Genomic DNA, 22,116 nt, shown 5'->3' with positions numbered 1-22,116 from the left:
GAATACGGGACGCGATCCGTATTCGCGGCTCAAGGGCGCGCGGGGGCGCGATCTTCCCGGAACAGCCTCGCCACGAATTTCCCCGCCGGCAGCTCCTGCCAGGCGCGCATGCGGGCCGCGGGCTCCCGGGGGAGCTCGTCGATCGAACAGAGCGGGGCGCCGTACTCCGGAGGGGCGAGGACCACCGCCGCGAGGCTCGCGAACGTGATGTCCGCCATCGTGAGCGCGTCGCCGACCAGGTAGCGGCGGCCATCCTCCAGCTTCTTGCCGACCTCGGCAAACGCCGCCTCGATTTTGCGAAGCGAGCGCTCGGCGCCCTCGGGCGTGATGCGCATGGCCCGGCGCATCGCGGGGCGGACGATCGGGAAGAAGATCGGGAGCAGGCGTTTCTCCAGCGCAGGCGCGTTTTGCATGGCCGAGAGGCGGAGCACGAGGTCACGGTCCCGCAACATGTGGAAGTACATGAAGCGCCGGGTGTGCGGCCCGAGATTCTCGTCGAAGTGGTCCTCGAGCGCCTCGATCTCCCGGCGCTCGGCGTCGTTCGTCCCGTAGAGATGCGCGCCAGGCGCGCGGCGATCCGCCCACTTGGCGATGTCCGTCGAGTCGTTGATCGCGCCCTCGTCCGTGATGAGCGCAGGCGCGCTGCGATGACCGCCCGCGCGGCGCACGGCGAGCATGTGGAACGCAGGAAGATGGCCCGACTCGCGGTACGTGATGCCCGCGCGATCGAGCGTCCACCGAGCCTTCTCGCAGTAGTGGCTGAACGTGATCGTGACGAGCAGGGGGGATTGCATGGGCGCCCCGTCATGTATCATGGGTCGATGGATGGTTCGCTTAACTTTCGGAAGAAGCTCGCGCAGCGCATGGCTGCCGCGCTCGGGATCACGCTCGCCACGCCCGTCGCGTTCGTCGGATGCGGCGCGAAGGTCGTCGTCGACAGCGAGTCCGTGGGCGCAGGCGGCGCAGGCGGCAGCACGACGACAAACGCGACGTCGAGCTCCACGGGCCCGACGGAGTGCGAAGGCGGCTGGGGAGAGTACACGACGTTCCTCGCATGCATCCCCTCGAACGTGGGTGAGTCGTGTCCCTCGGTGCAGGAGGCGTACGGCCCCGTCGCGCAGAACCTCGATGTCTGCTCGTGCCTGCACTCGGTCGACGTCGGCCCGAAGCCCGATCCGAGCGGCAATGGCCTCTGCTGCTACGACACCACGATCGAGCCCAAGTGCGTCATCGGCCGTCCGCTCCTCGCCGACGACGGTCCCGCCGTCGCGCCCATCGAGGCCGCACGGCGTGGTTGGTCCGAGGAGCCGCTGATGCCAAACGTCGAGGGTCTCTCGGCGGAAGCACGCGAAGCACTCGCAGAGCGCTGGATCCGAGACGGTCTCTTCGAGCACGCCTCGGTCGCCGCGTTCTCACGCCTCGCCCTCGCGCTGCTCGCACACGGGGCCGACGAATCACTCGTCCGCGCCGCACACGAGGCGGCACTCGACGAGGTGCGGCACGCGCGGCTCTCGCTCTCGCTCGCGGCGGCCTATCGAGGCGCTCCCGTCGCGCCGCGAGGGTTGCCCGAGGCGCTGTCTCTGCCGCTGGGCGAAGGTCTCGTGGAACTCGCAGTGTCGACGGTGGTCGAGGGCGCCGTGGGCGAGACGCTCGCAGCGGTGCTCGCGTCCGAGCAAGCCGAGCGCGCATCCGATCCAGCCGTGCGCCAGGTGCTCACGGGCATCGCAGAAGACGAGTCACGCCACGCAGAGCTCGCATTCAGGGTCGTCGCATTCGCGATCGCCGCAGGCGGTGCACCCGTGCGTGACGCCGTCGCGCAAGCCTTCCGCGACGCCGCAGGCCGTCTGCCTTCGCCGCCCCCGGAGCCGCCGCTCCCGGCCGAGGTGGCCGCAGCGCACGGGCACATCTCGCGAGGGGACGCCCGTGCCGCGTTCGTCCGGGCGATGGATGACGTCGTGATGCCGCTCGGCCGGGCCCTCGTGGAGGCGGCGGTTCGAGAGGCCTGACTCGGGTTTTCCACGTTGCGCGTCGCGAAAGCTCGGCATGCGTCCCGGGCATTGCTGCATCGTCGCAGCGTTGCGACGGCTCTTCCGTACGGGCTCACGTCGCATTACCCTTTCCTGCGCCTGCATGGCTGAGCCTGCTCGAGTTCCCGCCCCGGTCGTCCGCATGGAGCACATCACCAAGCGGTTTGGCCGGGCGACCGTCCTCGACGGGGTCTCGCTCGATCTCCGTGGCGGCGAGGTGCATGCGCTCCTCGGCGAGAATGGCGCGGGCAAGAGCACGTTGCTCAAGATCCTCGCCGGCGTGTACACGGATCATGGCGGCACGATTTGGCTCGACGGGCGCATCGTCCGTCCTCGCTCCCCGGCGCATGCGGGCGCTCTCGGGATCGCCGTCATTCATCAGGAGCTTTCGCTCTTGCCTGCGCTCTCCGTCGCCGAGAACCTCTTCGTCGAGCGGCCTCTCGGGCGTTTTGGCTTTGTCGATCGCCGGCGGGAGCGCGCGTGCGCGGAGCGGATCCTCGCTGGGGTTGGCCTCGATCTCGATCCGGATGTCCTCGTCGAGCGCCTCTCGCTTCCTGAGCGGCAGCTCGTCGAGATTGCGCGGGCTCTTGGCCGCGGCGCGCGTGTGCTCATCATGGACGAGCCGACGAGTGCGCTCGCGGGACCTGCGATTGCGCGCCTCTTCGAGCTCATCGCGGGCCTCCGGGCGCGTGGCGTCGCGATCGTTTATGTCTCGCACCGCATGGAGGAGATCGAGCAGATCGCCGATCGACTCACGGTCTTGCGGGATGGCCGCGTCGTCGGCTCCGCGCGGGTGGGCGAGGTGCCGCTCGATCAGGTCGTCGCGTGGATGCTTGGACCACGAAATATTTCGGCTGAAGGCGCGCCGGTTTCACCTGCTGCACGTGAGGAGCGGCTCTCGGTCGAGGGATTGTCCGTGGATTCGGTTGCGGGTGAGCGGCCCCTCGTCGATCGGGCCTCGTTCGTGGTGTTCGCGGGGGAGATCGTCGGGCTCTTCGGGCTGTCCGGTGCGGGTGCGAGTGAGCTTTTGCTCGGGCTCTCCGGTGCGCTTGGCGCGCGTGCGCAGGCCAGGGAGGTACGGATCTCCTCGGTGCCCGTTCGAATTGGTTCGCCGCGCGAGGCGAGGGCGCACGGTGTGGCGTTCGTCCCGGCGGATCGGAAGACCATGGGCCTCGTGCCTGGCATGACGGCCGAGCACAATGGGACCCTCGTCCGGTTGCCTGCGCTCTCGCCGCTCGGATGGCTTCGCCCTGCGCGCGAGCGGCGCGCGGCCCTGTCCATGGCGGCCGACGTGGGCCTCCGGCCCGAGGCGCTCCCCATGGATGCGGCCACGCTCTCGGGCGGCAATCAGCAGAAGGTCGTGCTCGGAAAATGGCTGCTCGAACGGCCGCGGGTGCTGCTCTGCGACGAACCCACGCGCGGGGTCGACGTCGGCGCCAAGGCCGAGATGCACGGAAAACTCCGCGCGCTCGCGGACTCGGGCGCGGCGGTGCTCGTGGCGGGCTCGGATGCGCGCGAGATCGCCGCGATTGCGGACCGCGTCCTCGTGCTCCGACGAGGCCGGATCATCGCCGAAGTGTCGCGGGCCGAGGTGACCCCGGCCGCGCTGCTCGCCCTCGCCATGGGCCACGATGAGGCGGAGCCGTGAGCGAACACCCATCCAGCCTGGAAGCCCCCGCCCCGCGTTCGCCTGGAAAACCCTCCGCGTGGCATCGCTCCTCGCTCGCGCGCGCCTTGTTCTCGCTCGCGCTCGTGCTCATGCTCGGCGTGATTTTCCCCGCCGAAGGCGCGTTTTTCCGCCTCGGCACGCACCAGGGCGCGTTGCGGCAGGCCTCCGTCGTCGGAATCCTCGCCTGCGGCTTGCTCCCCGTGATCCTCGCGGGTGGGATCGATCTCTCCGTGGGCAGCGTGCTCGGCCTCTCGGCCGTCGTCGCGGCGAAACTCAACATTCACGCGGGCGAGCCGGCCTGGCTCTCCGTGCTCCTCGTGCTCGGGATGGGCGCCGCGTGCGGGGCGGCTTCGGGCTCGGTCGTCGCGTTTGCCCGCGTGCAGCCGTTCGTCGCGACGCTCGCGATGATGGTCTTCGCGCGCGGCTTGGCGAAGACGACGAGCGGCGGAACGAAGGTCGCGACGGCCGTCCCGGGTCCCGACGGCGTCCTCCGTTATGTCGAGGTCCCGCCGCTTTTTCGCGCGCTCGACGCCCAGGTCCTCGGCGGCAGCGTCGCCGCCGTCTCCCTCGTCTTCCTCGCCATTGCCGCGATCGTCGGCTTGGTATGCGCCCGCCACCGGCTCGGCCGTTATCTTTATGCCGTCGGGGGCAACGAGGAGGCCGCGCGTTTGTCCGGTGTGCCCGTGCGTGCCACGAAGATCCTCGCGTACGTGATCTCCGGCCTCTGCGCGGCCGCTGCGGGCATCTGCCAGGCCGCGCAGGAGCAGCAGGGCGACCCCGAGGCCGGCGTCACCTACGAGCTCACGGCGATTGCGATGGTCGTCATCGGCGGCACGAGCCTCAAGGGGGGCCGCGGCGGGATGGGGCTCACGCTGCTCGGCGTGCTCACCATTGGATACCTCGACAAGATCCTCAGCATCAATGCCGTGCCGGAGGCGAGCCGGCTGATGCTCACGGGCGCCATCGTGATCGTCGCGGCGGTGGCCCAGAAAAACGCTTGATGGGGCGCGCGGTAGGCGGCCCGGAGGTCGTGCGGACATGTCCCGAAAGATGCTTGGATTCACCCGTCGCTCGTTCACCCTCGGCCTCCTCGTCCTCGCCTGCGCCTGCAAGGGGGAATCGAAGGGGAGCGGGCCCGCGCAGGAGGGCGGCAAGAAGGCCCGCTTCGTGATCGGGATGTCGCAATGCAACCTCGGCGAGCCCTGGCGCGTGCAGATGAACGCCGACATCGCCGCCGCGGCCAAGGAGCACCCCGAGATCGAGGTGATCTTCAAGGACGCGCAGAACGATACCTTGAAGCAGCGCGCGCACGTGGAAGAGCTCGTCGCGGCGAAGGTCGACGTGCTCTTCGTGAGCCCGAAGGAGGCCCAGCCGCTCACCGAGCCGGTCGGAAAAGCCTTCGATGCGGGCATCCCGGTGATCGTGCTCGATCGGGCCGTGCTCGGGGAGCGATTCACCACGTTCATCGGCGCCGACAACAAGAAGATCGGCCGCGCCGCGGGCGAATGGACCAAAAAAATCCTCGGCGGAAAGGGCAAGGTCGTCGAGCTGAAGGGGCTCATGACCTCGACGCCGGGGCAGGACCGGAGCGCGGGCTTTCGCGAGGCGATCGCCGGGTCCGAGATCGAGATCGCGTTCGAGGCCGACATGAAATGGCTCGAGCCCGAGGCCCGCAAGGAGATGGATTCGGCGCTCGCCAGGCTGCCGAAGATCGATCTCGTCTACGCGCACAACGATCCGGGCGCGCACGGCGCGTACCTCGCGGCGCGCGCCGCCGGTCGCGAGAAGGAGATGAAGTTCGTCGGGATCGACGCGTTGCCCCACGAGGGCGTGAGTTACGTCGCGCAGGGGATCCTGGACGCGACGTTCCAGTATCCGACGGGCGGGCGCGAGGCCGTCGAGACGGCCTCGCGGATCCTGAAAGGGGAGAAGGTGCCGAAGACGATCACCCTCGGATCACGCCGTTTCACGAAGGAAGACGTGCAGAAGGGCGGAGAGGTCATCGAGTGATGGCGAGGCGTGCCCGCACGAAATCGCCGACGCGCTCGGTCGCGGAAATGGCCTCGGGCAGGTACCTCGGGAACGCCTGGAAGCCGTGAATCATGTGCTCCCACACGTCGAGCTCGGCCTCGCCGCCCGCGGCCTTCGCCTTGTCGACGAGCCGGCGCGCATCGTCGAGCAGCACCTCGGCCGTGCCCACCTGCACGAAGAGCGGGGGCAAACCGCCGAGATCGGCGAAGAGCGGCGAGCTCTTCACGGGGTCGTTTCCCTGGAGAACGGCGCCGACCATCATCGCCAGGCCGCGCGGATCGACGAGCGGATCGATCTCGGCGTTCGTCTTCGCGGAATCGCCGGAGCCCGTGAAATCGACCCAGGGGGAGAGAAACGCCGCGGCGCCCGGCAGCGGCAGGCCTGCGTCGCGCAGCGCGAGCAGCGTGGAGAGCGTGAGGCCTCCGCCCGCGGAATCCCCGGCGATCGCGATGTGCGAAGGCGCGACGCCCTGCCCGAGCAGCCATCGATACGCCGCGACTGCGTCCTCGCGGCAAGCGGGCCAGGCGTGCTCCGGCGCGAGGCGATAATCGACGGAGAGCGCGCGCACGCCGGCACATTTCGCCAGGCGGAAGACCGTCTCCAGGTGGGTCTCGGGCGAGCCGATGATGTAGCCGCCGCCGTGCAGGTACAGGATGACGCGGCTCGTATCCGCGCCCGGCGGCGTGATCCAGTACGCGGGCACGTCGCAGGTGGAGCGCTCGAGCCGCGCTTCGCTGGGTACGGGCGTGGCTTGCAAGATCCTCGCGAACCAGGCGCGCATGTCGGCCGGCGCGGGGCTCGTGGGGGCATTGGATCGAAGATATTTGATGAGCTCGGCGAGACCCGGATTTTCCATGGGCGGCATGAGACGCCCGCGGGCCTTCGTCGTCAAGCTGGGGGCAGGTTCAGGATCACCACCGCACGATTTCCTTCGCTGGCCGCGCCCGCAACACGACGTGCCGCTCGCCCTTGTTCGTGATGTGCTTCGCCGTGATCCACACGTCGGTCCCGGAGGCCCACACGTCGCGCATGTCCCAGCGAGAATCGAGCTCCGGTGAAAGCGACTGCATGGGCGGCGCGACCTCCTCCCATTCTCCGGGCGGATATCGCTTCCAGATCGCGTCCGCGGTGACGAGCCACAAGGTCCCGTCGCCCGCGCCCGCGAGCGAGCGCACGGGCGCGCCGATCTTCGGCAAGGTCTGCGCCTTGAAGGCGCCGCCTTCGAGCCGGAGCAGGTGGGCATTGCCGTTTTCCTCGGCGTCGAGCACCCACACGTCGCTCGGACCCTGCGCCACGAGGGCCACGTGCTTCACCGACGCGGGCACGCCCGGCAGCACGTAGACCTGGCCCGGGACTCCGATCGGCGCCTCTTCCACCTCGCCGCCATCCGCGCCGGCATCCGCCACGCCGCCGTCCTGCGCCTCGTTCGTCGTGGTCTCCGGCGCCGCGCTCGCGACGACGGGCGCCACGCTCGCGCTCGCCTTGGGGGGCGGCGCGCTCGCGGTTCCGGCGGGTTTCGTGTCGACCGGCGGGGCCCATCGCACGACGACGTGGTGCTTCGCGGCATCCGCCATCTTGCAATGCCCCGCGGCGAACACCTCTCCGGTCGCGAGCGCCGCGATCCCCTCGATGCGCAGCGATTTCCCGCACGCCTCGTCGTCGAGCCGCGCGCTCGGCAGATCGGGCGACGGTTCGTCCCGGTGAGGTTCCATCACCTTCACCTTGAGTTTGCCCGAGGACGTCGACATGGAGAGGATCCGCTTCTTCGACCACGCGGCGAGGTGCGGCTTCCAGTCGTCGGCGTATTGCTTGAAGCTGCCTTTGGCCTGATCCAGACGGAAAAACGGATTCTTGACGGGCTCCTTCTCGATCTTCGGCGTCTCGAACAGCAACCAGATCGAGTTCGGCAACCGGCCCGAAAAGCGCAGGATTTGTCCTTCGGCGGGCAGGCCGGAGGGCATGGGCTTTTCGACGAGCTCCGCCTCGACGGTCGCCGTCGCCATCCGCGTGCGCGCCGCGTCCGCGATCACCACGCCCTCGGCCACGCCCGAGAACGTGACCACGTCCTTCGCCTCCAGCACGACCGACAGCGGGCCCTTGGGCGTGGGCATTTCCGGCGCGGGCGCAGGCGTGGTGGTCGTCGCGGAAGGCGTGGGCGGCGGGCTTTTGTCGCTGTTGCCACAGCCGAGGAGAGCGGAAGAAACAAGCGCGGAAGCGAGCAAGGCGACGAGGCCACGCATGCGGGCAAACTAGTCGGTTTCGAGGCGAAAAGGAAGACATCGGCGGGCAGCTTGACCGGGCCTGCGCAGACCCCTACGTCCCGCCGCACCACCATGACGCAGGCCTCATGAAGCGTTTCCTCGCCGAGCTCCGCGCCTCCGCGCGGGACGAGCGGGGGCGCACGTTCGTCTTCGTCCCCTACGACCAGCTCTCGGACGCGATCGGCCCCTTGCGGGATCTCCCCCCCGAGCGCGCGGGCGTGCTGCTCGTCGAGGACCCGGGGAAAGCCGCGCGCCGCCCGTACCACAAGCAGAAGCTCGCCCTCGTGCTCGCGAACATGCGCCATTTCGCGCTGGAGCAGGCCGAGCGCGGCGTCGCGGTCCGGTACGTGGTGGCAGACGCAGGTTATGCCGGGGCCGTGACGCGCGCCGCCGCCGAGGTCGGACCGCTCGTCTGCATGGAGCCGGCCGAGCGGGAGCTCCGCGTGGATCTCGCGCCCGCCGTGGCCAAGGGCGCGCTGCGCTTCCTCCCACACGAGGGGTGGCTGACGACGCGCGACGATTTCATGAAGGCGACGGGCGGGCGTCCGCCCTATCGAATGGATGTGTTTTACCGGTACGTACGAAAGCGGACCGGCATCCTCGTGCACGAGGGAAAACCCGAGGGCGGGCGGTGGAGCTTCGACACGGACAACCGGCTGCCGTTCCGCGGAGAGCCCCCCGCACCCACGCCGCCCTCGTTCGAGCTGGATCCCATTACGGAAGAGGTCTGCGCGCTGATCCATCGCCACTATGCCGATCACCCGGGCCACCTCGATCCCGGCGCGCTCCCGTGCACGAAGGCGCACGCCGAGGCGCTCTGGGCCTGGGGAAAACGCGCCGCATTGCCGCATTTCGGCCCATTCGAGGACGCGATGTCGCGCGACTCCACGACCCTCTTCCACACGCGTCTCGCCCCGCTCCTGCACCTCCACCGCCTCCTGCCCGCGCGAATCGTGCGCGAGGCCGCGGCGCTCCCCATTCCCATCGCGAGCAAGGAGGGTTTCGTCCGGCAAATCCTCGGCTGGCGGGAGTTCGTGCGGCACGTGCACCGCGAGACAGATGGATTCCGCATGCTGCCAGACCTACCCGAAGGAATGGCGCGCGGCCTCGAGGACCCAAACGCGCCCGCCACGCCGGACATGCTCGGCGCGACCGAGCCCTTGCCCGCATGTTTCTGGGAGGGAGGCCCGCGCTCGGGGCTCGCATGTCTCGATCGAGTGATCGGAGACGTCTGGCGCGAAGGCTACAGCCACCACATCACGCGGCTCATGATCCTCTCGAACATCGCAACCTTGCTCGGGCTCTCGCCGCGGGAGCTGACAGACTGGTTCTGGATCGCATACACCGACGCATACGACTGGGTCGTCGAGCCGAACGTGCTCGGGATGGGCACATTCGCCGCAGGCGACATCATGACCACGAAGCCCTACGTCTCCGGCGCAGCCTACGTGGATCGAATGAGCAATTATTGCGACGACTGCCCGTTCGACCCCAAAAAAACATGCCCGCTGACGGCGCTCTACTGGGACTTCCTCGCGCGGAACGAGCCCATCCTCCAGAAAAACCCGCGCATGCTGGTGCCGCTCAAAGCGCTCGCCCGTCGGTCCAGCCCCCACCGAGAGGCAGACTCCCGCATGCGCGAGGCCGTCCTTTCGGCACTCGCGCGCGGCGAACCACTCACCCCCGAAAAACTCCCGCCGTCACGATGAACCACGAGCACCACGCTCGTTGCCTCAGCCCAGATCGGACGATATAGAAGCCCCGCATGGAAACCCCCTCGCCCCCGCCCCGCACGTCGCCATCCACACCCGCGTCGAGGCCGTCCGGCGGGAACTCGGGAAAGCTCCTCGTCCTGTTCATCATCGTCACCTCCACCGCGATCGCCGGCACCATCGTAGGGATGCGGCTCTCCGTCCGCGCAAAGATGAACGCCGCCGCAGCCGCCGCGAGCGCCTCAGCCTCAGGCGCGCCGTCCGCCGCGCCCCCCGCGTCATCGCACTGAGGGAGTGCTGGGCGACAGCGTCGCGCCGGGGTTTCACCCCGGACCCCAGCGGGGGCTGTCCGCCCCCTGCACCCCGGACCAGGCACGGCCTGGACCGAAGGCGTAGAAACCGCGCGATGCGCGGTTTCTACGACGGGCCCGTGGCAAGACCACGAGCGGCGTTGCCAGTCGAGACAGCAGCGCTCCCTTCCTCAACGGACACGTTGGCCTCTCGGTCTTGGCTGGCCAGCCCGTCGCCGGTCTTGCCCCGGCTCGTTCGATGAACTGCGCATCGCGCAGTTCATCGACCCCGAGTCCAGCGCTTGCGCTGGTCCGGGTCCAGGGGCGGACAGCCCCTGGTCGGGTCCGGGGTGAAACCCCGGCGCTGCGCCGCCGCCGCCTCAAACCACGAGCACGAGCTTGCCGGTGCTTGCGCGGCCGGCGAGGTCTCGGTGTGCTTCGGCTGCGGCTTCGAGCGGATACGTTTTGCCCACGATCACGCGCAGTGTGCCTTCTGCGGCTGCGGCGGCGAGCTCGGCGAGGGGTGGGGCGCAGAGCTCGCGGCGCTTGATCAGGGGTGTCATGTAATAGCCGGTGATGCTCAGGTTTTTGTGCATGAGCCCGATGGGCTCCACCGTGCCGCGTACGTCGGCGGTCGCGGCGCCGTACACGACCATCCGGCCGAGTGGCGCGAGGCAGGCGAGGCTCCGCTTGTAGACGTCCGTGCCGCCCAGCATTTCGAGCACCACGTCCACCCCTTCTTTCACGGCTGAACGAATCTGCGTGGCGAAATCGTCTTCCCGGTAGTTCACCACGAGATCGGCGCCGAGCGAGCGTACGAGATCCGCCTTCGCCGGCGAGCCCACCGTGCCTGCGACGAACGACGCTCCGAGCCGCCGTGCGATCTGCACCGCGAGTGTCCCCACGCCGCCCGCGGCCGCGTGTACGAGCACTTTTTCCCCGGGCGCGAGCCTGCCTGACAACGTGAGCACGTGGTACGCCGTCAGGCCCTGCACCGGCAAGGCTGCGGCCTGCTCGAAGGACAAACCCTTCGGGATCGGATAGACGCTGTAGGCTGGCGCGACCATTTGCTCGGCATAGGCCCCGTCGCCGAGGGCCATCACGCGGTCGCCGACGTGGACGTCGGTCACGCCTTCGCCGACGGCGAGCACTTCGCCGGCGGCTTCCATGCCCGGGATCGCCGGGAACGTGGGGCGGATGAAGTATTGCCCCTTCGTGAACATCGTATCGGCGTAATTGAGGCCGACGGCGCGGACGGCGATTTTGACCTGGCCCGGCTTTGGCGTGGGCTCGGGGGCGTCTTCGAGGCGGAGGACCTCGGGGCCGCCGAGGGCGTGGAATCGAATGGCTCGCATGGGGCGAGCCTAGCAGGAGGTCGTCACCGCTGGCGAGGCGCTCGTAGGCCGAGCGCGTGTGACAGCGCTGCGGCCAGGGTTCCGAACGTGCGCAGGCTGCTCGTGTCGATCCCGAGCTCGACCATGGTCGAGGCGATCGCCGGCCGGATGCCGGAGACGAGGCAGTCGCTCCCGAGGAGCCTTGCCGCGTGGACGAGCGAGAAGACGTGTGACGCCGTATTCGTGTCGATGTCGGCCACGCCCGTCAGGTCGAGGATCGTCACGCGGGCTGCCGAATGCACGATGGATTCGAGCAGCTTGCTCATCATCATGGCCGCGCGCCCGGCGTCGATTTGCCCGATGACGGGCAAGAGGAGGACGCCCTCGGCGACTTGCAGGATGGGCGCCGAGAGCGCCCGGACCGCCTCGTTTTGCGCGTGGAGGGCCGCCTCGGCCTGGCGGCGCTCGGTCATTTCCTGCTCGAGCTCCCGGTACCGCTCCTCGAGCTCGTTCCTCGACGCGCGTAGCTCCGCTTCGAGCTCGTGCTGCTCGGTGACGTCGCGCGCCACGAAGTAAATGCGATCCCCGGTCGGCACGCATGTCCAATGAATCCACCGGTAGGATCCGTCTTTGCAGCGATACCGATTCTTGAAGGTGAAGATCTCCCTGCCGCGGCCGAGATCGGCCGCGACCTCGGCTGTCTTCGCCTGATCGTCCGGATGCACGAAGGCGAGGAATGGAGACGCGCAGAGCTCGGCGCGCGTGTGTCCGAGGCGGCTTTCCCAGGACGGGGAGAGCTCCAGGAAGTAACCTTCCATATTGGCGATCCCCAGGAGATCCGGCGACAACTCGAAGAGGCGTCGATAAGGATCCTGCACTGCATCACCCCCACTCGACCCGGCGTCTCCGATTTGTTGCCCTTCCACCATTTCCAACCATTCACCCCGAAATCGAATCCTCTAAATACGGGATGCTAGGATCACGCTCGAAGCCCTGTCAAGGCGCCTCGCGCCGAAAAGGAAGCGCTCGACCACACGAAGTGCGTGCACATACCGGAGTTCACGACACCGTCGTGGCCTTGACGCGTGTGCGTGATTGCTTCTTGCTCGCATCGGCCGGCGGGTGGGTGTACCCTGGCGGGCAGCATCATGGCCTCCAGCACGCGACGCGCCCTCGTGATCGGAACCGGTACGGGCGGCCTCGCGTCCGCTGCGTTCCTCGCCAAGGACGGCTTCGACGTCCTCGCCCTCGACGCGGGCGCCGAGATCGGCGGCTACCTCGCGCCGTTCTCGCGGGACGGATTCGTGTTCGACCAGGGCCTGCACTACGTCGGCGCATGCCGCCCCGGCCAGCTCGTCCACGAGCTGCTCCAGTCCGTCGGCGTCGACGCCAGCGAGCTCTTCTGCGAGCTCGATCCCGACGGATTCGACCTGTATCGATTTCCCGATCTCGATATCCGGGTTTGTCGGCCCCTCGCCGCCTACCGCGAGCGCCTCGCCGCGCTCTTTCCAGGCGAAACGAAGGGCCTGCGCCATTTCTTCGGTCTGCTCGACGGCGCGGCGAAGATGCACGACGCGCTCGCCCGGGGCATCCTCGGCCGCCCCGTCCTCACCGATCTCGTCGCGCTCACAGGCGTGCCGGCGCTCTTGCAATGGAGCCAGCGGCCTTTGCGCGAGCTCATCGAGCAGAGCACCGACGACGGGCGCCTGCGCGCAGTGCTCGCCGGTCAATCCGGCGCGTGGGCCTTGCCGCCGTCGCGCGTGGTCGCCCTCGCGGCGCTGCTCTACATGGCCCATTTCAGCGACGGCGCGTTCTTCCCGCGCGGCGGCGGCGGAGGCCTGCGCGACGCACTCGTGCGCGCAGCCGAAGCGAAAGGCGCGCAATTCCGCACACGCGCCCTCGTCGAGCGTATCGAGACCGAGCGCGGCCGCGTGACCGGCGTCATCCTCGCGGGAGGCGAGCGAATCGAGGCCGATATCGTGGTCTCCGCGATTGATCCCACGATCACCCTGGGCCGGCTCGTCCCCGCAGCGGACCTGAAAACCTCGCTCCGGCGCAAGGCGGCCGTGATCGAGCCGTCCATGGCGACCTTCCAGATATGGCTCGGCCTGCGCCGAGACGTACGAGCCTACGGGCTCGGCGCGCAAAACGTGTGGCTTTACCCGTCCTACGACGTCGAGGAAGGTTTTTCCGCCCGGTTCACGGGAAAACTCCCGCCGCGGCCGATGCTGTTCGTCTCGCCGACCTCCATCAAAGATACGAGCGGCGCACTCGCCCCGGAGGGCAGCTCGTCGCTCGTCGTGCTCACCTACGTGCCACACGCGCGTTTCCGCAAATGGCAATCGCTCCCGGAGGCCGAGCGCGGTCCCGCATATGCAGCCTATCGCGACGAGATCGCGCGGTGGATGCTGAAGGAGCTCGACGCACGGTATCCAGGGCTCGTGGGCGACGTGGTCGTGCAGGCCTACGGCACGCCCCTCACGGCCGCAGATCGAACACACGCGGCAGGCGGCGCGCCATTCGGCCCGGCAATGACGCTCTCGCAATGGGGGCCCAAAGGATTCCGCACACGCACGCCCGTGACAGGCCTGTATCTCGCGGGCTCCGGCGTCTTCGGCGGCGGCGTGGCGCCATGTCTCCTGTCCGGGCTCGCAGCGTCGTTCATGGCGAAGCTCGGGCCGCGGTGAAGGGTGGAGCACGGGTCTCCTCGGGGAGGCGCCGCGTCGGGGCGCTGCCCCGAGCCCCGCGGGGGGCTGTCCGCCCCCTCGACCCCGGACCAGGGCAAGCCCTGGACGCAGGGTTGAAAAACTGCGCTACGCGCAGTTTTTCAAACAGGCCGGCGAAGCGACCAGGTCGCCAGCCGAACCCGCAGCGCGGCCGTCTTGGCTGGCAACATCGTCGCCTGCCTTGACCCGGCTCGTTCGATGAACTGCGCATCGCGCAGTTCATCGACCCCGAGTCCAGCGCTTGCGCTGGTCCGGGTGCAGGGGCGGATAGCCCCTGCTGGGGCCTGGGGCAAAGCCCCAGCGAAGCGGCTTCAAACGGCGCTGCCTTTCTGAGAATTCTCTCAGGATCCCCTCAGGATCTTTTCCGGGGTGCGGCGCTAGGGTCCGACGCATGAGCTTCTGGCTCGCGCTCCCGATCGCCGCGAATGTTGCGCTCGCGGCCACGACACCTGCGAAGGAACTCTCGTTCGACGAGGCCATTGGCCTGTCTGTCGAGACGCCCGACGTGCGCGGCGCCGAGCGCGCTGTGTCTACGAAACATGCGCTCGGCGCTCGGATCTCGGGATTGACGGAGAACCCGCAAATCTATGTGCAGCCGGGCTACCGCGTCCTGCCTACGCCGAACCAGGGGGTCGAGATCCAGGCGAGCGTGACGCAGTCGTGGAACCTCGCGGGGTTGGCTTCGGCGCGCAAGACTGCGGTGCGGGTCGAGGAGGAGGAGCTCTCGGCCGGCGCGCGTGCGCTTGCGCTCACGCAGAGGCTCGAAGCGGCGCGGGCTTGGATCGATCTCTGGGCGGCTGAGCGTGTGCTCGAGGTCGCGACGCGTGAAGCGGCGCTTGCCGGGGAGTTCACGCGGCTCGTGGAGAAGGCCGCGCAGGCCTCGGCGGCGACGAAGGCGGATGCGGCGGACGCGCGCGCCTACCACGCCGAGGCGCGGCTCGGGGTGATCGGGGCCGAGGGCGAGGTGTTCGAGCGCGGGCTTGGGCTTTCGCGGGTGATCGCTGCGGGCGCGCAGCCGCTCGGCGCGCGTGGGGATTTGCCGGCGCCTGGGTTGCCTTCCGGCGCGGGCTTGCGTGATGTGCTGAAGCGCGCGGCGACGCTGCCGACCGTGCAGCAGAAGGCGCTCGCGGCGCGCGTCGAGCGGGCGCGAGAGGCCGAGGAGAAGGCCGCGCGCGGCACGTCGCTCTCGCTCGGCGTGTACGTGCAGCGGGACTCGCCCGGCGGGTTCGTCGGGTATGGCGCCGTTGGCCTCACGCTCCCGCTCTTCAATCAGGGCGAGCGTGAGCGCAGCGTGACGGCCGCGCGTGCGGCGCAGCTCGAAGGCGAGACGAAGCGCGAGGAAGCGAACGCGTCGGCCGACGTGGCGATGGGGATCCACGAGGTCGAGCACACGCAGGACATCGTGGACACGCTTGCCGGCGCGATCTTGCCGGCGCTCACGGAAGGGCTCGCGGCGCGGGTGCGGCTCTTCGAGGCGGGCGAGGGGACGATGCTGGAAGTGATCACGGCGCGCAGGAACGTCGCGGCCGCGCAGAGCCGGCTCGAGCGCGCGCGGGCCGCGAACGCGTGGGCGCGCGTGAAGTTGTGGCTGTGGCTCTCGGCGATGGACGACGGGAAGAAGCAGGAGAAGGCGCGATGAAGGCGCGAAGGATCGGTTTTGTCATGGCGGCGCTTTCCTTCACGGCGTGCGCGCGCCCCGAGGCGGCGCCCGAGCCGGCTGCGGACGTGGGCCCGAAGAGCGCGGAGACGCCGTGGGTCGCGGCGCGCGCGCCGGGCGGGCTCTCGTTGCTCGAAGCGCCGGCCGAGCTCGTGCCGCCCGCGGGAGCGCGAGGAGCGGTCGTGCCGCCGTTCTCCGCGCGCATCACGAAGGTGCACGTGGAGCACGGCGAGCGCGTGCAGGAAGGCGCGCCGATCGCGGACGTGGTGATGCCCGAGCTCGCGCGCGCGGCGGGCGCGTTCGCGGCGGCGGGCACGCGGATCGGGGCGCATGGCAGGCGCAAGGCGCAGCTCGAAGAGCTCCGGAAGGACGGGCTCGCGAAGCTCGCGGAGATCGCCGAGGTCGAGGGCTCGCTCGCGGATGCGTCGGCCGCGCAGCAGATGGCGCTCGCGACATTGAAGATCGCGGGGCTCGGGCCGAAGGACGTCGCCTCGCTCGTGCGCTCGGGCGGCCTCGTGACCCTGAAGAGCCCGGTCGCGGGCGTGGTGACGGAGCTCGACGCGGCGCTCGGCGAGTCACGTGAGCCCACGGGCGCGCCGATCGCGCGGATCGAAGGCGCGGGCGCGGCGCGGGTCGAGGCGCGGTTCTCGCAGCGGCCGCCGCCGGGTGCGCGGTTCGTCTTCGTGGGGCCGCTCGGACAGACCACGGCGCTCACGCTCCTCAACGAGGCGCCGAGCACGAACGGGCGGGACGGCACGGTGCTCGCGTGGTTCAAGCCTGCGGAGGCGCTCGACTTGCCGCATGGAACGCTGGGCAAGGTGCGCGTCTCGCCGGATCCGGGCGGAACGGCCGTGGCCATCCCCGCGGCGGCGGTGACGCTGAAGGACGGCGCGGCCGTGGTGCTCTCGCGAAAAACCGGCGCGCCGCTGCCGGTGAAGGTGCTGTCGAGCTCCGGGGCCGACGCGCTCGTCGAGGGGGAGCTGCGCCCCGGAGACGAGGTGGCCGCGGATGCGTCGCGCGCGTTGCCCACACCGGGAGGAGCCGATTGATTCCCGCGCTTGTAAAACTCTCGATCCGGCATCGTGTCCTCGTCGTGGTGGTGACGCTCGTCCTCGCCGTCGTGGGGGCCTTCCTCGGGCGGCGGCTCGAGCTCGACGCGCTGCCGGACATCACGAACAACCAGGTGCTCGTGTTGACGAGCGCGCCCGGCCTCACGCCCGAGGAGGTCGAGCGGCAGGTCACGCGGCCGATCGAGCTCGCGATCGGGGGACTCCCGGGCCTCGAAGAGCACCGCAGCTTGTCGCGGTACGGCATCTCGTCGGTGACGATCGTCTTCGACGACGCGGTGGATCCGTGGCGCGCGCGGCAGATGGTCTCGGAGCGCATCGGGTCCGTCGCGGGCTCGCTTCCGGCCGGCGTGAGCGCGCCCGAGCTTGGTCCGGTGACGGGCGGGCTCGGCGAGATCTTTCATTTCACGTTGAGCTCGCCGTCGCGCTCGCTGGCGGAGCTCTACGAGCTCTCGACGACGCGCGTGGCGCCGCTCCTGCGCGCGGTGCCGGGTGTCGTGGAGGTGAACCCTTGGGGCGGCGAGCGGCGTACGATCGAGGTCGTGGCCGATCCGGCGCGGCTCGCGCAGCGGCACATGACGCTCGGCGCGCTGCGCGAGGCGCTCGAACGATCGACCGGCAGCGCGCCCGGCGCGAGCTTGCCGCTCGGCCGTGGACAGGCGCTCCTTCGTGCGGTCTCGCGGCCGAAGGATCCTTCCGAGCTCGGGCACGCGATCGTCTCGCCGCTCGATCAGGAAGGCCGCGCGGTGCGCGTGTCGGACGTGGCGGATCTGCGCGTGGGAGGGCTGCCGCGGATCGGCGCGGCGACGGCCGACGGCCGCGGCGAGGTCGTCTACCTGATGGTGCAGATGCTCCGGGGTGACAACGCGCTCGAGGTGATGGATCGCCTCCACGCGGAGCTGCCCGCGGTGCGCGCGGCGCTTCCGGAGGACGTGTCGATCCGGCTCGTGTACGACCGGAGCCACCTCGTCGGCAGCACGCTGCGCACGGTGGGCAAGAGCTTGCTCGAAGGCGGCCTGCTCGTCGGCGTCGTGCTGTTCGCGATGCTCGGGAGCTTGCGGGCGGGGCTGCTCGTGGCCTCGGCGATCCCGCTCTCGATGCTGGGGGCGCTCTCGGGCATGGTGGCGCTCGGCATCCCGGGCAACCTGATGAGCCTCGGCGCCATCGATTTCGGCCTCGTCGTGGACGGCGCGGTCGTGATGGTCGAGCACCTCTTCCACGCCTCGCAGAAGGGGGCCGCGCCTGCGGGAGGGCCGGAACGTACGTCGTGGGTGAGCCGTGTCAGCGCCGAGGTCGCGAGCCCCGTGTTCTTCTCGGTGCTGATCATCCTGATCGTGTACCTGCCGGTCCTCACGATGACCGGCGTCGATGGGAAGATGTTCCGGCCGATGGCGCTCACCGTGGTGTTCGCGCTCGCCACGTCGCTCGTCCTGTCGCTCACGTACGTGCCCGCGGCGATGAGCCTCGTGCTCCGCCAGAAGGACGTGCCGGTGCGGGATCCGTGGCTCGTGCGGATGATCGATCGGATCTACGGGCCCACGCTCTCGTTCGTGGTCAAACGTCCCGTCTTCGTGGCAGGGGCCGCGCTCGTGCTCTTCGCGGCGGGCGTCGTGCTCTACGTGCGTTCGGGCAGCGAGCTTGCGCCGCAGCTCGACGAGGGGGATCTCGTGGTGCAGACGACGCGCGCCCCGGACATCAGCCTGGAGACCGCGATCGTCGAGGCGGGTAAGCTCGAAGCCGCGGCGCGCAAGGTGCCCGAGGTGCAGCAGGTCGTCTCGCGCGTGGGCAGCCCCGCGGTCGCGACGGACATCATGGGCCTCGAACAGGCGGACGTGTTCATCACGCTCGCGCCGCGGGACAAGTGGCGGCCGGGGCTCGAACGCGAGGCGCTGATCGAGGAGATCCGGCGCGCGATCGACGCGGCCTCGCCGGGCGCGGATCCCTCGTTCACGCAGCCGATCCAGATGCGGTTCAACGAGCTGCTCGGCGGCGCCGTGTCGGACGTGGCCGTGAGCATCTACGGCGCGGATCTCGCCGTCCTCCGAGAGCTCGCCGAGAAGATCGCGGCCGAGATCGCGGCCGAGAAGGGCGCCGCGGACGTGAAGGTGCTGGCGCCGCCGGACGTGTCGCTCATCGAGGTCGAGCCGAAGGCGCTCGAAGCGTCGCTCGTGGGCCTCGGCGTCGGCGAGGTGCTCGACGCGGTGCAGGCCGTGCGAAATGGCATCGAGGTCGGCGCGACGTACGACGGGGCGATCCGGATTCCGGTGGTCCTGCGGATCGGGGGCGCGGCGGGCGCGTTCGATCTGCCGAACCTGAGCTTGCCGACGGAGGCGGGCGGGCTCGTGCCGCTCGCGCGCGTGGCGAAGGTCGAGACGCTGCCGACGCCGGGCCTCGTGAGCCGCAAGGACGGCGAGCGGCGTATCGTCGTGGGCTTCAACGTGCGCGGCGCGGATCTCGGGGATCTCGTGGCGCGGGCGCGGGCGCGCGTGGACAAGGCCGTCCCCGCGCCGCGTGGGTATCGCCTCGTCTGGGGCGGGCAATACGAGACGTTCCAGGAGGCCTCGCGACGGCTGCTCGTCGTGGTGCCGGCGGCGGTCGCGCTCATCCTCGCCGCGCTCTTCGCGGCGTTCCGCAAGGTGAAGCCGATGCTCGTGATCTTCACGAACGTGCCGTTCGCCTGCGTCGGCGGGATGGTGGCGCTCACGATCCGAGGCATGCCGGTGTCGATCTCCGCGGCCGTCGGGTTCATCGCGCTCTCGGGCGTGGCCGTGCTGAACGGCGTGGTGCTCCTCTCGCGCGTGCTCGCGAACGAGGCGGCGGGGCAGGATCCCGCGGCGGCGGCGGAGAGCGCGGCGCGGGCGCGGGCGCGGCCGGTGCTCATGACGGCGCTCGTGGCGGCGCTCGGCTTCGTCCCGATGATGCTCGCGCGGGGCGCAGGCTCCGAGGTGCAGCGGCCGCTCGCGACCGTGGTCGTCGGCGGGCTCGTGACCTCGACGCTGCTCACGCTGCTCATCGTGCCGAGCCTGTACGGCTGGATCGGCCGAGGTCGGCGCGGGCGGTCGGCGACCGATCCTGCGCCGCCGGAGGGGTCGTCCGGCGCTACGATGGCGGCGTGAAGCTCTTCGTGGTGGAGGACGAGGCCAAGATGGCCCGCCTGCTCGAGCGAGGCCTCCGCGAGGAGGGCCATCAGGTGGACCTCGCGGCGAGCGGCACGGAGGCGCTCGAGCAGGGCCTCGGGGTCGTCTACGACGTCATCATCCTCGACTGGTCGCTGCCGGGCATGGATGGCGTCTCGCTCCTGCGGCGATGGAGGGAGCGTGGGCTCAAGACGCCGGTCCTCTTGCTCACGGCGCGCGGGACGGTGGGCGAGCGCGTGACGGGCCTGCGGGCCGGCGCGGACGATTACCTGGTCAAACCTTTCGATTTCGAGGAGCTCGTGGCGCGGCTCGAGGCGCTGCACCGGCGCGGCGCGGGGCACGAGGCATTGACGCGGCTCGGGCCGATCACGCTGGACGCGCGGCGGCGGGTCATCACGCGGGACGGCGTCGAGGAGAGCCTGACGGCGCGGGAATATGCGCTGCTGTCGGAGCTCGCGGGGCACGTGGGGGAGGCGCTGACGCGGACGGAGCTGCTCGGCACGGTGTGGGGGACGGGGTTCGACGGGGCGCCGAACGTGGTCGATGTTTACGTGGGGTATCTGCGGAACAAGCTCCGGAGCCTTTGCGGGGACAACGTGACGATCCAGGCCGTGCGCGGCGTGGGATATCGGCTCGTGGTCGCGAAGCCGCCGAGGAGGGAATCGTGAGGGTACGGGCGCGGCTCGTCCTTTTTGGCGCGGCGCTGCCGTCGCTCGTGCTCGTGCTCGCGGTGGTCGTGGCGGGCGTGGTGTTCCGCGGCAGCTTGCTCGGCGCGCTGGATCGGGCGCTGCTCGCGCAGGCGGCGGTGGAGAGCGTGAGCCTCTTCGACGGTCCGACGGGCGCGCCGCACGTGCACCTCGGAAAATCGCCGCTCGCGGACGACGTGCGCTCGTTCGTGCCGATGGCGGGGCTCTACGACGGGACGGGCAAGCTCGTCTCGTATTTCCCCGAGAATGGCTGGATACCCGATCGGCCGGCGGCCGACGTGGGTTCCGAGGGGCCGCGCCTCTCGACGCAGCGGTCGTCCGACGGGCGCTGGATACGTTCGCTCGTGGTGGCCGTGCGCGCGCCGTGGGGCGAGCCGTACGTGCTCACGCTGCAGAGCTCGCTCGCGGAGATCGACGCGACGATGCGGCTTTACTGGCAAGCAACGCTCGGGCTCGTGGCCGTGGCGGCGGCGCTCCTGTTTTTCTTGCAATGGGTGCAAGCGGGCCGGATGAGCCGGCGCATCGGCGACATGACGGCGCAGCTCCCCGAGCTCCGCGGCGGCGCGCTCGCGTGGCGCCTGCCCCCGGATCCGACGGGCGACGAGATCGCGGATTTGCGTGTGGCGCTGGCGGAGGCCATGGAGCGATTGCGGGCGGCGCGGGACGCGCAGGAGCGGCTGATCGCGAATGCGGCGCACGAATTGCGGACGCCGCTCGGATTGATGCGGACCGAGATGGATCTCGCCTTGCGCAAGGAGCGGAGCGCGGAGGAGCTCCGGGAGGCGCTCTCCGAGGCGCGCGGCGAGGTGACGCGATTGTCGAACCTGGCCGCGCGGCTGCTCGATCTCGCGGCGCTCGGGAAGGTGACGTGGGAGGCGAAGGCCGGGGATCTGGCGGCCGTGGTGCGGGAAGCCGCGGAGGCGTGTGAAGGGGAGGCGGAGGCGCGCGGGGTGAGGATCTCGTTATCGCTGCCGGAGGAGGCACAGGCGGCGTTCGAGGCGCAGACGGCGCGGCAAGCGATCGACAATTTGCTGTCGAACGCGATGGCGCACGCGCCGCGGGGGACGACGATTTCGGTGGGGATCGAGGCGGCGGGGGAGGGGTGGCGGATCTCGGTGGAGGACGAGGGCGAGGGGGTCCGGCCCGAGGAAGCGGAGCATATCTTCGAGCCGTTTTTCCGGGGAGCGAAGGCGAAGCAAGGGCAGGGGGCGGGCTTGGGTTTGTCGATCGTGCGGGAGATCGCGCGGCGGCACGGGGGGAAGGTGTATCTCGCGCCGAAGGAGGGGCGGGGGGCGCGGTTCGTCGTGGAAATGCCGCGGTAGGGGGGAGGGGGCGGCAAGCGGCAAGCGAAATCTGTTTACCGTTCTTGGCATTGCACCGTGAAGGGTTGAGCCCCGCCGCTGGCTCGCGTTACCCTCGGGCGAGCCTGTCATGCCCTCTGCTCACATGCTTTGAGGGCCGTGTTGACTCGCTTCTGGGCGCAGCATAATCTCGCGCA

16 protein-coding genes are annotated in these 22,116 nt (G+C 69.9%); 11 read left to right on the top strand and 5 right to left on the bottom strand.

Features of this window, described 5'->3' with window-relative positions:
* Positions 1-29: 29 nt before the first annotated feature.
* Entirely contained in the window at positions 30-794 is a 765-nt protein-coding gene (locus QHF84_RS03910; RefSeq protein WP_281311799.1) for a glutathione S-transferase, read from the bottom strand.
* 27 nt (positions 795-821) lie between these two features.
* Here QHF84_RS03910 and QHF84_RS03905 point away from each other — a divergent pair, with 27 nt between their 5' ends.
* From QHF84_RS03905 to QHF84_RS03890, 4 genes are all read left to right on the top strand, one after another.
* Positions 822-2,006 (top strand): ferritin-like domain-containing protein, encoded by a 1,185-nt coding sequence (locus QHF84_RS03905; protein WP_281311798.1) that lies wholly within the window; start codon positions 822-824, stop codon positions 2,004-2,006.
* Between the two features lie 163 nt (positions 2,007-2,169).
* A complete protein-coding gene (locus QHF84_RS03900) occupies positions 2,170-3,675 on the top strand; it encodes a sugar ABC transporter ATP-binding protein (protein ID WP_281311797.1) in 1,506 nt (501 codons plus the stop codon).
* Positions 3,672-4,697: an ABC transporter permease gene (locus QHF84_RS03895; protein WP_281311796.1), complete on the top strand. Its 1,026-nt coding sequence runs from the start codon at positions 3,672-3,674 to the stop codon at positions 4,695-4,697. The genes QHF84_RS03900 and QHF84_RS03895 overlap by 4 nt, the downstream gene beginning before the upstream one ends.
* A 37-nt stretch (positions 4,698-4,734) precedes the next feature.
* On the top strand, positions 4,735-5,706 hold the full coding sequence (locus tag QHF84_RS03890) for a substrate-binding domain-containing protein (protein WP_281311795.1): 972 nt from the start codon (positions 4,735-4,737) through the stop codon (positions 5,704-5,706).
* On the opposite strand, the gene QHF84_RS03885 is transcribed toward QHF84_RS03890, so the two are convergent.
* A complete protein-coding gene (locus tag QHF84_RS03885) occupies positions 5,696-6,583 on the bottom strand; it encodes an alpha/beta hydrolase (protein ID WP_281311794.1) in 888 nt (295 codons plus the stop codon). The two genes, QHF84_RS03890 and QHF84_RS03885, sit on opposite strands and share 11 nt — an antisense overlap.
* Positions 6,584-6,638: 55 nt before the next feature.
* A complete protein-coding gene (locus tag QHF84_RS03880; RefSeq protein WP_281311793.1) occupies positions 6,639-7,967 on the bottom strand; it encodes a hypothetical protein in 1,329 nt (442 codons plus the stop codon).
* Between the two features lie 107 nt (positions 7,968-8,074).
* Between QHF84_RS03880 and QHF84_RS03875 the strand changes: the two genes are divergently transcribed.
* Complete coding sequence (locus QHF84_RS03875) at positions 8,075-9,697, top strand: cryptochrome/photolyase family protein (protein WP_281311792.1); 1,623 nt, start codon at positions 8,075-8,077, stop codon at positions 9,695-9,697.
* A 673-nt stretch (positions 9,698-10,370) separates the two neighbouring features.
* Here the strand turns inward: QHF84_RS03875 and QHF84_RS03870 are convergent.
* Positions 10,371-11,345 (bottom strand): NADPH:quinone oxidoreductase family protein, encoded by a 975-nt coding sequence (locus QHF84_RS03870; protein WP_281311791.1) that lies wholly within the window; start codon positions 11,343-11,345, stop codon positions 10,371-10,373.
* 23 nt (positions 11,346-11,368) lie between these two features.
* Positions 11,369-12,202, bottom strand: a complete 834-nt coding sequence (locus QHF84_RS03865) for a PAS domain S-box protein (protein ID WP_281311790.1) — start codon at positions 12,200-12,202, stop codon at positions 11,369-11,371.
* Positions 12,203-12,472: 270 nt separating this feature from the next.
* Between QHF84_RS03865 and QHF84_RS03860 the strand changes: the two genes are divergently transcribed.
* The 6 genes from QHF84_RS03860 to QHF84_RS03835 all read left to right on the top strand — a co-directional run bounded on the left by QHF84_RS03860 (position 12,473) and on the right by QHF84_RS03835 (position 21,940).
* A complete protein-coding gene (locus QHF84_RS03860) occupies positions 12,473-14,011 on the top strand; it encodes an NAD(P)/FAD-dependent oxidoreductase (protein ID WP_281311789.1) in 1,539 nt (512 codons plus the stop codon).
* Between the two features lie 430 nt (positions 14,012-14,441).
* On the top strand, positions 14,442-15,689 hold the full coding sequence (locus tag QHF84_RS03855; RefSeq protein ID WP_281311788.1) for a TolC family protein: 1,248 nt from the start codon (positions 14,442-14,444) through the stop codon (positions 15,687-15,689).
* Positions 15,690-15,712: 23 nt separating this feature from the next.
* Entirely contained in the window at positions 15,713-16,756 is a 1,044-nt protein-coding gene (locus QHF84_RS03850; RefSeq protein ID WP_281311787.1) for an efflux RND transporter periplasmic adaptor subunit, read from the top strand.
* Entirely contained in the window at positions 16,753-19,890 is a 3,138-nt protein-coding gene (locus QHF84_RS03845; protein WP_281311786.1) for a CusA/CzcA family heavy metal efflux RND transporter, read from the top strand. The genes QHF84_RS03850 and QHF84_RS03845 overlap by 4 nt, the downstream gene beginning before the upstream one ends.
* A complete protein-coding gene (locus QHF84_RS03840) occupies positions 19,887-20,579 on the top strand; it encodes a response regulator transcription factor (RefSeq protein ID WP_281311785.1) in 693 nt (230 codons plus the stop codon). The genes QHF84_RS03845 and QHF84_RS03840 overlap by 4 nt, the downstream gene beginning before the upstream one ends.
* A complete protein-coding gene (locus QHF84_RS03835) occupies positions 20,576-21,940 on the top strand; it encodes a HAMP domain-containing sensor histidine kinase (protein WP_281311784.1) in 1,365 nt (454 codons plus the stop codon). Before QHF84_RS03840 ends, QHF84_RS03835 begins: the two co-directional genes overlap by 4 nt.
* Positions 21,941-22,116: the final 176 nt, after the last annotated feature.

Source organism: Polyangium sp. y55x31 (assembly GCF_029946505.1).
Taxonomy (GTDB): Bacteria; Myxococcota_A; Polyangia; order Polyangiales; family Polyangiaceae; genus Polyangium.
The sequence above is the reverse complement of the archived record's forward strand: the minus strand, read 5'-3'. Positions and strand labels throughout refer to the sequence as shown.

Coding starts and splice junctions, on each gene's coding strand:
- QHF84_RS03870 (WP_281311791.1), bottom strand. CDS start 11,345: ATGCGAGCCATTCGATTCCACGCCCTCGGCGGCCCCGAGGTCCTCCGC.
- QHF84_RS03860 (WP_281311789.1), top strand. CDS start 12,473: ATGGCCTCCAGCACGCGACGCGCCCTCGTGATCGGAACCGGTACGGGC.
- QHF84_RS03905 (WP_281311798.1), top strand. CDS start 822: ATGGATGGTTCGCTTAACTTTCGGAAGAAGCTCGCGCAGCGCATGGCT.
- QHF84_RS03880 (WP_281311793.1), bottom strand. CDS start 7,967: ATGCGTGGCCTCGTCGCCTTGCTCGCTTCCGCGCTTGTTTCTTCCGCT.
- QHF84_RS03855 (WP_281311788.1), top strand. CDS start 14,442: ATGAGCTTCTGGCTCGCGCTCCCGATCGCCGCGAATGTTGCGCTCGCG.
- QHF84_RS03900 (WP_281311797.1), top strand. CDS start 2,170: ATGGAGCACATCACCAAGCGGTTTGGCCGGGCGACCGTCCTCGACGGG.
- QHF84_RS03890 (WP_281311795.1), top strand. CDS start 4,735: ATGTCCCGAAAGATGCTTGGATTCACCCGTCGCTCGTTCACCCTCGGC.
- QHF84_RS03875 (WP_281311792.1), top strand. CDS start 8,075: ATGAAGCGTTTCCTCGCCGAGCTCCGCGCCTCCGCGCGGGACGAGCGG.
- QHF84_RS03850 (WP_281311787.1), top strand. CDS start 15,713: ATGGCGGCGCTTTCCTTCACGGCGTGCGCGCGCCCCGAGGCGGCGCCC.
- QHF84_RS03885 (WP_281311794.1), bottom strand. CDS start 6,583: ATGGAAAATCCGGGTCTCGCCGAGCTCATCAAATATCTTCGATCCAAT.
- QHF84_RS03910 (WP_281311799.1), bottom strand. CDS start 794: ATGCAATCCCCCCTGCTCGTCACGATCACGTTCAGCCACTACTGCGAG.